Annotated in this window: 11 protein-coding genes; 7 read left to right on the top strand and 4 right to left on the bottom strand. The window is 68.0% G+C overall.

The genetic code is table 11. From position 1 onward, the window contains the following. Positions 1-52 precede the first annotated feature (52 nt). Both ACS5PN_RS29220 and ACS5PN_RS29215 read right to left on the bottom strand, forming a co-directional pair. Positions 53-649, bottom strand: a complete 597-nt coding sequence (locus ACS5PN_RS29220) for a YdeI/OmpD-associated family protein (RefSeq protein ID WP_439467535.1) — start codon at positions 647-649, stop codon at positions 53-55. 2 nt (positions 650-651) lie between these two features. After that, positions 652-1,233, bottom strand: a complete 582-nt coding sequence (locus ACS5PN_RS29215) for a TMEM175 family protein (protein ID WP_439467534.1) — start codon at positions 1,231-1,233, stop codon at positions 652-654. 48 nt (positions 1,234-1,281) lie between these two features. Between ACS5PN_RS29215 and ACS5PN_RS29210 the strand changes: the two genes are divergently transcribed. The 4 genes from ACS5PN_RS29210 (at position 1,282) to ACS5PN_RS29195 (ending at position 5,073) form a co-directional block, all read left to right on the top strand. Beyond that, entirely contained in the window at positions 1,282-2,265 is a 984-nt protein-coding gene (locus ACS5PN_RS29210) for a transglycosylase SLT domain-containing protein (protein WP_439467533.1), read from the top strand. A 103-nt stretch (positions 2,266-2,368) separates the two neighbouring features. After that, complete coding sequence (locus ACS5PN_RS29205; RefSeq protein WP_439467532.1) at positions 2,369-3,520, top strand: GGDEF domain-containing protein; 1,152 nt, start codon at positions 2,369-2,371, stop codon at positions 3,518-3,520. 102 nt (positions 3,521-3,622) lie between these two features. Continuing rightward, positions 3,623-4,519, top strand: coding sequence for an ankyrin repeat domain-containing protein (locus ACS5PN_RS29200; protein WP_439467531.1), 897 nt, complete (start codon positions 3,623-3,625; stop codon positions 4,517-4,519). Beyond that, complete coding sequence (locus ACS5PN_RS29195) at positions 4,516-5,073, top strand: DUF4124 domain-containing protein (RefSeq protein WP_439467530.1); 558 nt, start codon at positions 4,516-4,518, stop codon at positions 5,071-5,073. The genes ACS5PN_RS29200 and ACS5PN_RS29195 overlap by 4 nt, the downstream gene beginning before the upstream one ends. Positions 5,074-5,085: 12 nt before the next feature. On the opposite strand, the gene icmF is transcribed toward ACS5PN_RS29195, so the two are convergent. Further along, the gene (gene icmF, locus ACS5PN_RS29190) at positions 5,086-8,376 is read right to left on the bottom strand and encodes a fused isobutyryl-CoA mutase/GTPase IcmF (RefSeq protein WP_439467529.1); all 3,291 of its coding nucleotides are present in this window, start codon (positions 8,374-8,376) and stop codon (positions 5,086-5,088) included. A gap of 81 nt (positions 8,377-8,457) precedes the next feature. Between icmF and ACS5PN_RS29185 the strand changes: the two genes are divergently transcribed. The 3 genes from ACS5PN_RS29185 (at position 8,458) to ACS5PN_RS29175 (ending at position 12,000) form a co-directional block, all read left to right on the top strand. Next, positions 8,458-8,940, top strand: coding sequence for an Lrp/AsnC family transcriptional regulator (locus ACS5PN_RS29185; protein ID WP_439467528.1), 483 nt, complete (start codon positions 8,458-8,460; stop codon positions 8,938-8,940). 96 nt (positions 8,941-9,036) lie between these two features. After that, positions 9,037-9,954 (top strand): SMP-30/gluconolactonase/LRE family protein, encoded by a 918-nt coding sequence (locus ACS5PN_RS29180; RefSeq protein ID WP_439467527.1) that lies wholly within the window; start codon positions 9,037-9,039, stop codon positions 9,952-9,954. 33 nt (positions 9,955-9,987) lie between these two features. Next, on the top strand, positions 9,988-12,000 hold the full coding sequence (locus tag ACS5PN_RS29175) for an OPT family oligopeptide transporter (RefSeq protein WP_439467526.1): 2,013 nt from the start codon (positions 9,988-9,990) through the stop codon (positions 11,998-12,000). Between the two features lie 6 nt (positions 12,001-12,006). Here ACS5PN_RS29175 and ACS5PN_RS29170 read toward each other — a convergent pair whose 3' ends face one another. Beyond that, entirely contained in the window at positions 12,007-12,684 is a 678-nt protein-coding gene (locus ACS5PN_RS29170) for a Bax inhibitor-1/YccA family protein (RefSeq protein ID WP_439467525.1), read from the bottom strand. Between the last annotated feature and the right edge of the window lie 92 nt (positions 12,685-12,776).

Genomic DNA, 12,776 nt, shown 5'->3' with positions numbered 1-12,776 from the left:
ATCCCAGGGCCTCCGTGGCTCTGTGCCTCTGTGGCTTTGTTCGGTTTTCACTTCAACAGCCCTCGTACTTCCAATTGCGAGACTTGCCCTCGGCCAACCATTCGACCGACTGGGCGATGCGCTTGGTCCGCGTCTCCTCGCGCTTGGCTTCCAGCACCCATTCCAGATAGTCGCGCTGCTTGCTGGGCGCGAAGGCCTCGAAGTGCTGCTTGGCCGCCTTGACCTTGGCCAGGGCCGCGGCGAAATCGTCGGGCATCTCGAGCTGGGGCCGCGGTTCTCGGTTGGGCTTGGTGGCGCGCGGTGCGCCAGCCTGCAGCAGCGCGGCGGCGGCCTTGATCTGCTTGCGCAGTTCGGCGCGGCTGGGCAGGTCCTTCAAACTGGTGATGCGTCCGAAATCGCCCATGGCGCCGCCCTGACCTTCGGCCGCGCCCTCGCGCTCCCAGAAGCCGAAGGCGCAATGGGCCTTGAAGGCCGACATGCCGCACAGCAGCTTGTCGTTGAGCGTGAAGTGGGGCCGGCTCCATTTGATGGTCTCGACGACGTCGGGGCAGGCCGCATGCACGTCCTCGCGCAGGCGCTCGAGGATGGGTTTCGCGAACTCCGGCACGCCGGCCAGATAGGTATCGATGCGCGGGTCGAGGGTGGGCATGGTCACTCGTGCTGGCTGAGGTGGTGTTCGATGCGGCGATCGGGGATCAGCCACAGCGCCGCCGCAATGGCATAGCCCGCCAGCGACAGGCCGACGTGCACGAAGGCCAGGGCGATGGATGCCAGGTAGATGACCGGCGAGATCTTGCCCTTCCAGTCCTTGCCCAGGGCCTGGGCCAGCACGGTGTTGTTGCCCGGGATGCAGACCAGGGCGCGCTGCAGCAGCACCCAGGCCAGCGCGGCCATGATCAGCACGCCGCCGTAGATGGCCACGGGCAGGGGCGCGAAATGGTTCTCGCCCATCCAGCCGGTGGCGAAGGGCAGCAGCGACAGCCAGAACAGCAGGTGCAGATTCGGCCACAGCACACCGCCGTTGATCTTGTGCACGGCGTGCAGCAGATGGTGGTGGTTGTTCCAGTAGATGCCGACGTAGACGAAGCTCAGCACATAGGACAGGAAGACGGGCCACAGCGGCTTCAAGGCTTCCCAGTCACTGCCGTGGGGCACCTTCATCTCCAGGACCATGATGGTGATGATGATGGCGATGACGCCATCGCTGAAGGCTTCGAGCCGGGTCTTGTTCATGCGATGAGTCTAGACTTCGCCCCCTTCGCCCTGCCTCCTGACTGACCCTTGCGCGCGCTGCTGCTCCCTCTGCTTTTCGTGGTCACGACGGCCGGCGCTCAAGTGCCCGCATTGACGCTGGAGCAGCTGCCCCGCCCCACCATGCCGCCCGGCGAGCGAGGTCCGGTCGTGCCGGCCCAGGTGGAGCGCTGGCGCCAGGAGGCCAAGGCGCTGGAGTACGGCGACGGCGTCAAGCGCGACGAGGTCGCGGCGGCCAAGCTCTACTGCCGTGCGGCCCGCTACGGTGATGCCGAGGCCCAGTACAGCCTGGGCTGGATGCTGACCAACTCGCGCGGCATCCAGCGCAACGATGCCGAGGCTGCCCACTTGTTCGCCGCGGCGGCCGAGCAGGGCATGGAGCAGGCGCAGAACATGCTCGAGCGCATGGGCGGCACGCCGCTGGGCGACCCGCCACCCTGCCTGCGCCCGCCCGAGACCGATCCACCGGTGGCCGTGGCGTCGCCGCCCGCAAAAGGCAGCAAGCCCGTGTCGCTGTGGGCGACGCTGCCCCTGCCCGAGCGCGCGCCGCCGGCCATCGTCAGCTATGTGAAGCTGGTGGCGCCTGAGTACCAGCTCTCGCCGGCCCTGGTGCTGGCCGTCATGGCCACCGAATCCAACTTCGACCCGCTGGCCGAGTCGCCCAAGCGGGCCCAGGGGTTGATGCAGCTGCTGCCCGAGACGGGGGCGCGCTTCGGCGTCGTGCGCCTGCGCGACCCCTCGCAGAACATCCGCGGCGGCATGGCCTATCTGCGCTGGCTGCTGGCCTATTTCGAGGGCGACGTGATGCTGGCGGTGGCCGCCTACAACGCCGGCGAGAAGGCCGTGGACCGCTACCTCGGCGTGCCGCCCTATGCCGAGACGCGGCTGTACGTGCGCAAGATCATGGCGGCCACCGGCGGCCAGCGCCTGCACCCCTTCGACGCCAAGGTGACCGGCGCCTCGCCCATGCTGATGCGGGTGAAGGCGGCGATGCAGAACATCCAGGGCCACTGAATCGGCCCGTCGCCGTGAGATCAATCACGTCGTGCTCGCGCTGCGGGCCGACAAGACGGCTGGTTGAAGGCATCGTGGCTGCTGCGGTTGAAGCCACCCCACGATGGAACCCCTGCACGCCGACACGCTGCTGCGCGTTTTCCAGCTCGTCACGACGATGCTGGCCCTGGCCACGCTCGGCGGCGCCTGGCATCTGAAGGGCGAACGTGCGCTGTGGTACTGGGCCGGCGCCTTTGCCGCCGCGGCCGTCACCCAGGCCATCCGCGCGACGCTGATCGCGCTGGAGGCGCCGCGCGTGCTGTGGGTGATCGGCCATCAGGGCAGCCTGCTGGCCGCACTGATGGTGCTGCTGGGCCTGCGCGTCTATCTGGGGCTGCCCTTGCGCGCCCGCTGGCCCATCGTGTTCACCGGCCTGACCTGCGTCGCCTCCTTCGCGCTGACGGCGTGGGTGGGCCAGTTCTGGCCTTCGCTGACGCTGACCCTGCTGGCCTCGGCCGTGCTGAACATGCCTGCCGCCCATGCCGCCCTGCGGGCCTGGAAGGAGCAGCGCGGCTTCCCGCTGGCCCTGCTGGCCGGCGACCTGCTCGTCAGCGCTGTCATCGAGGTGGCGCGGGGACTGGCCGTATCGCCGCTGATCGCCCAGTCGCGCGCCGAGCTGATGGCCTACAACTCCATCGGGCTGCTGGCCACCATCGCCCTGCTGATCGGCCAGGCCCTGGCCATGCTGTTGCTGCTGCAGGACCGCGCGCTGCGCCAGATCGAGCGCCTTGTCGAGATCGACGTGCTGACCGGCCTGCTGAACCGGCGCGGTTTCGACGAGCGCCTGCGCCGCCTGCTCAAGCGCGGGGCGCCGCGGCCACCGCTGCTGGCCGTGCTGGATGTGGACCACTTCAAGCGCATCAACGACACCCATGGCCATGCCGTCGGCGACGCGGTGCTCAGCGGCGTCGGCGCGCGCCTGCACGAGGCGCTGCGGCCGCTGGACCTGGCCGTGCGGCTGGGCGGCGAGGAATTCGCCGTCATCTGGCTCAACCCCGAAGCCGGCGGCGAGATGCGCCTGGGTGAGCGGCTGCGCGAGGTCATCGGCGGCCAACCCTTCGAGACCGTGGCGGGCGCGCTGACGATCACGGTCAGCGTCGGCGTGGCGCCGGCCGCCGGCCCCGACGAGGCGCCGGAAGCCCTGTTCAGCCGCGCCGACGCCGCCCTGTACGAGGCCAAGCGCGGCGGGCGCGACCGTGTCGTATTGGCGGCTTGACCCCGGTTCGAGGGAGTCTAGAGGCCGGCCCCGAGTTGAGGGTCCGGGTTTGAAAGGGGGCTGCTGCACAATCCGGCGGGCCTAGAAAAGCAGGGGGAAAGATTGGAGCGAGACGGCATCAACTGGCTGGGCATCGGCCTGCGGGCGGCAGCCTTGGTGGTCACCATTTCCCTGCTGACCTGGTGCAGCATGGCGCGACGCAGCACCCAGGACGTCGCGGGCCTCGGGCCCGAGTTGCGCGAGGCGATGATGATGGGCGGCATGGCGGACGCCAGCGGCATGATCGATCTCGACAAGACCGCCGCGCGCGTGGGCGCCGTCGGCATGAACCGCCTGCTCTATGACAACGCGGCGACGGGCAGCCTGCCGGCCCTGCGCTGGATGGTCAGGCATGGCGCCGAGCCCCGCAACATCGGAGCGCTGGACAAGGGCACGCTGCTGCAGCAGGCCGCCACCAAGCCCACGCTGGACCGCATGCGGCTCTTCATCGAAGAGTTCAAGCTCGACCCCACCCAGCAGACGCCCGACCGCGTCGGCGTCATGCATCTGGCCGCCCGCCACGGTGTTGATGCCCAGACCATGGTCTTCCTGACCAGCCGCGGCCTGAACATCAACGCTGCCGACGGCAGCGGCCGCCTGCCCATCCACTACGCCGCGCTGAAGTCCATCGGCCCGCTGGTGTCCGCCGGTGCCGACATCAATGCGCTGGACAGCCAGGGCCGCACGGCCCTGCACTGGGCCGTCGAAGAGGGCCGGCACGATGCGGTGGCGGAGCTGATCCGCCTGCATGCCTCCGTCTTCGCGCAGGACAACCAGGGCAACACGCCGCTGCATCTGGCTGCCATCGGCAACTCCGAGCCAATCGTCGACACCCTCTTGGCCGCCGGTGCGCCCAAGGCCGCACGCAACACGGATGGCCTGACGGCGCGCGAGTACCTGGAGAAGATGCGCAACAAGCGCCGCTACGGCTATGGCACCGACCGGGAGCAGAAGCTGTGAGCGCGCTGAGTCGCACGGCCTGGCTGGGTCTGGTCCTGGCGTCGCTGTTCAGCCCGGCCTGGGCCGACGGTGGTGGTGTCTACAAATGCCGCAAGCCGGACGGCACCGTCGCCTTCAGCGACAGGCCCTGCCCCGAGGCCGAGTCCACGCAGATCGCGCGCAGCGGCCCGAAGGCGCCCGAGGCCAGCCAGTTCATGAGCCTGCGTTGCCTGCGCCTGCGCGAGCTGCTGCGCCAGGCCGGTTCCGAGAACGAGACGGACGAGAGCGTCCGCCAGCAGCTCGAGTACCGCTACCAGCGCGAGTGCTATGCGGAAGAGCAGGAGGCCAACGACAAGGTCAGCCGCCTGATGGAGGACGCGCGCTCCCGTTCCCTGCAGGAGCGCAGCGCGCTGGCCGAGAACAAGGCGCGCCAGGAGCGTGAATTCGCCCAGTGCGTGGAGCTGCGCAACAACCTGCGCTCACGCCGCGCCCGCGAGGCCGAGATGACGGCTGGCGAACGCGCCGATCTGCAGCGGCTGTCCGCTGCCTTCGACCAGCGCTGCCGCGGGCTGTAGCCCCGCAGGGGCTTACATGCTGCGGCGGTACTGGCCGCCCACCTCGAACAGCGCGCCGGTGATCTGGCCCAGCGAGCACACGCGCACGGCGTCCATCAGCACGTCGAACACGTTCTTGTTCTCGATGACGGCCTGCTGAAGGCGCGCCAGCATGGCGGGCGACTCGGCAGCATGGCGGTCCTGGAATTCGGCCAGGCGCGCCAGCTGCGACTGCTTCTCGTCGTCCGTCGAGCGCGCCAGCTCGATGTGCTCCGGCACCGCCTCGCCCTTGGGGTTGCGGAAGGTGTTGACGCCGATGATGGGGTACTCGCCGGTGTGCTTCAGCATCTCGTAATGCATCGACTCTTCCTGGATGCGGCCACGCTGGTAGCCGGTCTCCATGGCGCCGAGCACGCCGCCGCGTTCGCTGATGCGCTCGAACTCGCGCAGCACGGCCTCTTCGACCAGCTCGGTCAGCTCGTCGATGATGAAGGCGCCCTGCGACGGGTTCTCGTTCTTGGCCAGGCCCCATTCGCGGTTGATGACGAGCTGGATGGCCATGGCACGGCGCACGCTCTCGTCGGTCGGCGTCGTGATGGCTTCGTCGTAGGCGTTGGTGTGCAGCGAGTTGCAGTTGTCGTAGACCGCGATCAGGGCCTGCAGCGTGGTGCGGATGTCGTTGAAGGCGATCTCCTGCGCATGCAGGCTGCGGCCGGACGTCTGCACGTGGTATTTCAGCTTCTGCGAGCGCTCGTTGGCGCCGTAGCGGTCTCGCATGGAGATGGCCCAGATGCGGCGCGCCACGCGGCCCAGCACGGTGTACTCCGGGTCCATGCCGTTGCTGAAGAAGAAGCTCAGGTTGGGCGCGAAGTCGTCGATGTGCATGCCGCGCGCCAGATAGGCCTCGACAAAGGTGAAGCCATTCGACAGCGTCAGCGCCAGCTGGCTGATGGGGTTCGCGCCCGCTTCAGCGATGTGATAACCCGAGATCGACACCGAGTAGAAGTTGCGCACGTTGTGGTGCACGAAGTACTCGGCGATGTCGCCCATCACCTTCAGCGAGAACTCGGTCGAGAAGATGCAGGTGTTCTGGCCCTGGTCTTCCTTCAGGATGTCGGCCTGCACGGTGCCGCGCACATTGGCCAGCACCCAGTCCTTGATCTTGGCGGCTTCGTCCTGCGTCGGCTCGCGGCCGTTGTCGGCCTTGAACTTGGCGAGGTTCTGGTCGATGGCCGTGTTCATGAACATGGCCAGGATGGACGGCGCCGGGCCGTTGATGGTCATGGACACGCTGGTGGTCGGGCTGCACAGGTCGAAGCCGTCGTAGAGCACCTTCATGTCGTCCAGCGTCGCGATGGACACGCCGCTGTTGCCGACCTTGCCGTAGATGTCGGGCCGCGGCGCGGGGTCGGCGCCGTACAGCGTGACCGAGTCGAAGGCCGTGGACAGGCGCTTGGCGGGCATGCCCTCGCTGACCAGCTTGAAGCGGCGGTTGGTGCGGAAGGCATCGCCTTCGCCGGCGAACATGCGGGTCGGGTCCTCGCCCTCACGCTTGAAGGCGAACACGCCGGCCGCGTAGGGGAAGCTGCCGGGCACGTTTTCCAGCATCAGCCACTTCAGCAGCTCGCCATGGCACTCGTAGCCCGGCAGCACGACCTTGCGGATCTTGGTGCCCGACAGGCTTTGCGTGACGAGAGCCGTGCGGATCTCCTTGTCGCGGATCTTCACGACGTACTCGTCGCCGGCATAGGCCTTGACCATGTCGGGCCATTGCTGCAGCAGCTGGCGGGCGTCGCCGTCGAGCCTGGCCTTGCGCTGTTCCGCCAGATCGGCCAAGGCCGTGCGGGCGCCGTTCTTGTCGGGATTGGCAGCCTCCAGCATGGCGCGGCTGGCTTCCAGCTGCTGGATCTCGCGGGCCAGGGTCGCCTGCTTGCGGGCGCGGGCCTTGTAGCTGCGCACGGTGTCGCTGATGTCGGCCAGGTAGCGCACGCGGGCGGCCGGCACGATAGGCGTCTGGTGGGTGCTGTGGCGCGTGTCCACGCGCGGCAGGCGGCCTTCGCTGAATTTCAGGCCCAGCTCGGCCAGACGCACCTTGAGCGCCTGGTAGAGGGCCGTCACGCCGTCGTCGTTGAATCGGCTGGCCATGGTGCCGAACACGGGCATGGTGTCCGGCATCACGTTGAAGGCTTCGCGGTTGCGCTGCACCTGCTTGCTGACGTCGCGCAGCGCATCCAGCGAGCCCTTGCGGTCGAACTTGTTGATGGCGACGAACTCGGCGAAGTCCAGCATGTCGATCTTCTCGAGCTGGCTGGCGGCGCCGAACTCGGGCGTCATGACGTACATGGGCACATTGACCAGGGGCACGATGGCTGCGTCGCCCTGGCCGATGCCCGAGGTCTCGACGATGACGAGGTCGAAGCCCGCCACCTTGGCCGCGGCGATGACGTCGGGCAGGGCGGGGGAGATCTCGCTGCCGAAGTCGCGCGTCGCCAGCGAGCGCATGAAGACGCGCGCACCCTGGCCCCAGGGGCTGATGGCGTTCATGCGGATGCGGTCGCCCAGCAGGGCGCCACCGCTTTTGCGGCGCGAGGGATCGATGGAGATCAGGGCCACGCGCAGCGCATCGCCCTGGTCCAGGCGCAGACGGCGGATGAGCTCGTCGGTCAGGCTGGACTTGCCGGCGCCACCGGTGCCGGTGATGCCGAGCACGGGCGTCTTGAGGCCCTTGGCTTGCTCGCGCAGAGCGTCGACGATGGAAGCTTCGGCCTTGCCGTTCTCCAGCGCCGTCAGCAGTTGGGCCAGGGAGCGCCAGGCGGATTCGGAATGGCCGGTGATGGCGGAGAGGTTCTGCGGCGCGTAGACGCTGAAGTCCTGGTCGGCCTTCATGACCATCTCACCGATCATCCCTTGCAGGCCCATGCGCTGGCCGTCCTCGGGGCTGAAGATGCGCACGCCATGCTCGGCCAGCTCGCGGATCTCGGCCGGCACGATGACGCCACCGCCACCGCCGAAGACCTGGATGTGCTCGCCGCCGCGCTCCTTCAGCAGCTGCACCATGTACTTGAAGTACTCGACGTGGCCGCCCTGATAGGAAGAGATGGCGATGCCCTGGGCATCCTCCTGCAGCGCCGCGGTGACGACTTCGTCCACCGAACGGTTGTGGCCGAGGTGGATGACCTCGGCGCCCATGCCCTGCAGGATGCGGCGCATGATGTTGATGGCGGCGTCATGCCCGTCAAACAGGCTGGCGGCAGTGACGAAACGGACCTTGTGGGTCGGGCGGTACTCGGCCAGCGCTTTGTAGTCGCTAGAGAGGTCGGTCATGGCTGTCTCCTTGCTCGGGCCGGATTCTAGGTCGCCAATTGACGTTAACGTCAATTGAGCTTTCGGGTAGGGTGCGCGGCCATGACGGATGCCGCACCTGAACTGGACAAATTCGACCGCCAGATCCTCGCCCGCCTGCAGGACGAGCCGCGCCAGCCGGCCGAGAAGATTGCCACCGCCATCGGCCTGTCGGCCACCGCCGTGCAGCGGCGCATCCGGCGCCTGCGCGACGCGGGCGTTATCCAAGGTGAGCGCCTGCTTCTGGATGCCGCAGCCCTGGGCTTTGGTCTGTCGGTCTGGGTCGAGGTGGAGCTGCGTGAGGCCAGCCGCAAGGCCGTCATCGACGGCTTCAAGCGCCGCATGGCCGCCGAGCCGCGGGTGCAGCAGTGCTTCTATGTGGCCGGCGACAGCGATTTCCTGCTGCTGATCCGCTGCCGCGATGTGGCCGAGTTCGAAGCGCTGACGCGCGAGCTGTTCTTCGACGACGCCAACATCCGCAAATTCCGCTCCGTCTTCGTGCTGGACGACTGCAAGCCCGGCGCCGGGCTGCCACTGGTGGACTGATTTCGCCGCGGCGCGGCTTTCTGGATGCTCGCAATGCCGCGCGGCGGCAAGGCCCTCGCTCGACGATTTCGTCTTTCAACCTGAGGAAGAAAGACGATGGCCTTCGAGAGCGGCAGCGAGCCCTGCGAGTTCGAGATCCTGGATGCGCGCTTTGACGACTGCATCCGCAAGAGCGCCCGGCTGGAGCGCCTGGCCAGCGGCTGTCGCTGGACGGAGGGGCCGGTCTATGTCCCCGCCCAGCGCCGCCTGCTGTGGAGCGACATCCCCAACGAGCGCATGCTGAGCTGGTGCGAGGTGTCCGGCCATGTCGCCGAGTTCCGCCGCCCGTCCAGCTACACCAATGGCCACACGCTGGACCGCCAGGGACGTCTCATCAGCTGCGAGCAGGGCGGCCGACGCGTCGTGCGCACCGAGCACGACGGTTCGCTGACTGTGCTGGCCTCGCACTTCGGGGGCCAGCGCCTGAACAGCCCCAACGACGTGGTCGTGAAATCCGATGGCACGGTCTGGTTCACCGACCCGCCCTACGGCATCTGCGACGACTACGAGGGCGTGCGTGCGCCGCAGGAGCAGGCCGGCTGTTGGGTCTACCGGCTGGACCCGGTCAGTGGCGAGCTGCGCGTCATGGCCGACAACCTGGTCCATCCCAACGGCCTGGCGTTCTCGCCCGATGAGCGCTGCCTCTACGTCGCCGACACCGGCGTGGAGCGCGGCACCATGCATCGCTTTGCCGTCGACGCCGACGGCTCGCTGAGCGGCGGCGAGGTCTTCATCCAATGCGACACCGGCTTCTATGACGGTTTCCGCTGCGACACCGAAGGCCGCATCTGGACCAGCGCCGGTCGCGCCATCCATTGCCATGCGCCGGACGGCGCGCTGATCGGCCGCATCCCCGTACCCGAGCGGGTGTCGAACGTCAGCTTCGGCGGCCCCAAGCGCAACCGGCTCTTCATCTGCGCGACGAGCTCGGTCTATTCCGTGCTGTTGGCGGTCAACGGCGTCAAGCCCTGCTGAAGGCCCCGATCGGCCTGGGCACTAAATGGGGGCATGATCCGCCCCCATCCCAATTCCCGCCCTCCGACCGTGACCACGCAAGCCTCCACCGCGCCACTGGGGACCGAACTGACCGCCCGCGGCATCGTCCTCGGCATCCTCATCACCCTGGTCTTCACGGCCGCCAACGTCTACTTCGGCCTCAAGGCCGGTCTGACCTTCGCGACCTCCATCCCGGCCGCCGTCATCTCCATGGCCCTGCTGCGCCGCGCCGCGGGCAACTCCATCGGCGAGACCAATATCGTGCAGACGATCGCCTCGTCGGCCGGCACCCTGTCCTCCATCATCTTCGTGCTGCCCGGCTTGGTCATGATCGGCTGGTGGACGGGCTTCCCTTACTGGATGTCGGTCACGCTGTGCGCCCTGGGCGGTGTGCTCGGCGTCATGTACTCCATCCCGCTGCGCCGGGCGCTGGTGACCAACTCGCCGCTGCCTTATCCGGAAGGCGTGGCCTGCGCCGAGGTGCTCAAGGTCGGCCATGCTGCCGACAGCGGCGAAGCCAACCGCCAAGGCCTGGCCGCCATCGTGGCGGGCACCGTCGTGTCGGCCGGCTTCAGCATCGTCGTCGCCACCCAGCTCTTTGCGGCCAACCTGGCCCAGTACTTCCGCCTGCCTGGCGGCGAGAAAGGCAATGGACCCGCAACGGGTTATGACCTGAACTTCAGCTTTGCGCTGCTGGCCGTCGGCCACCTCGTCGGCCTGTGGGTGGGCATCGCCATCCTCGTCGGCGCCTGCATCGCCTGGCTGGGCGGCGTGCCCTATCTGACTTCGGGTGTCGACGGCGCCGCCGAGGCGGTGGCCTTGTTCGCCTGGAGCAAGAAGGTGCGCTTCATCGGCGCCGGCTGCATCGCCGTCGCCGCCATCTGGACGCTGATCAAGCTGGCCAGGCCCGTCGTTTCGGGCCTGCACTCGGCCGCCATGTCGGCCCGCGTGCGCAAGGCAGGCAAGGCCGACTCCCTGCCGCGCAATGAGCAGGACATCCCCATCGGCACCGTCGGCCTCATCACCCTGGCCTGCATGCTGCCCATCGGCTTCATGCTGTCCAGCTTTGCCACTTCGGCCGGCCTGGGCGACCAACTCGGCCTGCTGGTCGTCGGCGGCGTCGTCTACGTCGTGCTGATGAGCTTCTTCGTCGCTGCCGTCTGCGGCTACATGGCCGGCCTGATCGGCTCGTCCAACAGCCCGCTGTCGGGCGTCGGCATCCTGGTCGTCATCGGCGTGTCGCTGCTGCTGGCCCTGGTCGTCAAGCCCATGCTGCCGGCTTCCACGGGCCAGGCGTTGGTGGCGTTTGCCCTCTTCGTCACGGCCGTCGTGTTCGCCGTGGCCACCATCTCCAACGACAACCTGCAGGACCTGAAGACCGGCCAGCTCGTCGACGCCACGCCCTGGCGCCAGCAGGTGGCGCTGATCATCGGCGTCGTCGCCGGCGCCATCGTCATCCCGCCGGTGCTGGACCTGCTGAACCAGGCCTATGGCTTTGCCGGTGCGCCCGGTGTCGACCCCAAGAAGGCGCTGGCCGCACCGCAGGCCGCGCTGATCTCGGCCCTGGCCAAGGGCGTCATCCAGGGCGACCTGAACTGGGAGCTCATCCGCATCGGCGCCTTCATCGGGGTGGGCTGCATCGTTGTTGACGAGGTCATGAAACGTGCCTCGGGTGGCAAGGCCCACCTGGCGCCGCTGGCTGTCGGCCTGGGCATCTATCTGCCGATGAACAGCACGCTGATGATCGTCATCGGTGCCGTCGCCGGCTGGTGGTTCGACAAGCGCGCTTCCTACAAGCGCCACCCCGAAGCCACCAAGCAGCTCGGCGTGCTGCTGGCCTCCGGCCTTATCGTCGGCGAGAGCCTGCTGGGCGTCATCCTGGCCGCCATCGTCGTCTTCTCCGGCAACGGCGCGCCGCTGGCTCTGGTGGGTGACAGCTTCGCCACGGCCGGCCAGGTGCTGGGGCTGCTGGCGTTTGCCGGTATCGGTATCGGCCTCTACCGCTGGCTGCTCAGCAAGTCCTGATCGCCTTCAGTCGTCCGAGCTGCCGTAGCCGAACAGGTGCAGCAGGCTGGTGAACAGATTGAAGATGGACACGAACAGGCTGACCGTGGCGAGCACGTAGTTGGTCTCGCCGCCATCGATGATCTGCTTGGTCTCGAACAGGATCAGGCCGGCCGACAGCAGGGCGACGACGGCGGACACCGTCAGCGCCAGGGCCGGGATCTGGAAGAAGATCGCGGCCAGGCCGGCCAGGACGGCGACCACCATGCCGGCGAACAGGAAGCCGCCCATCCACGACAGGTCGCGCTTGGTCGTCATCGCATAGGCCGACAGCGCCAGGAAGACGGCACCGGTGGCGCCCATGGCCAGTGCGACGATCTGCGCACCGGCCGGCAGCGCCAGGGTGCGCGTCAGCAGCGGGCCCAGGGTCCAGCCCATGAAGCCGGTCAGGGCGAAGACCAGGCCGACGGCGGCGCCGCGGTTCTTCAGCTTGTGGATGCCGAACAGCAGGCCGAAGTAGGCCACCAGCGTCAGGATGATGCCGGGAGCCGGCAGGCTGAAGGCGACGGCGGCACCCGCGACGGCGGCGCTGAACAGCAGCGTCATCGACAGCAGGGCATAGGTGTTGCGCAGCACCCGGTGGGCGGCGGCGCGGTCGACGCTGCCGCCATAAGGCATGGCGACGGCAATGGGGCGGGTTTGCATGGCAGACCTCCGTTGAAGAAACGCGCCCAGAGTAGGCATGCAAGGCATCAAATAAAAGCAGAGAATCGCGAAGCATTGCTTCTGGATAACTT

Source organism: Roseateles sp. NT4 (assembly GCF_051857475.1).
Lineage (GTDB): Bacteria > Pseudomonadota > Gammaproteobacteria > Burkholderiales > Burkholderiaceae_C > Pelomonas.
Note: the sequence above shows the minus strand (reverse complement) of the source record. Positions and strands in the feature narration are given on the sequence as shown.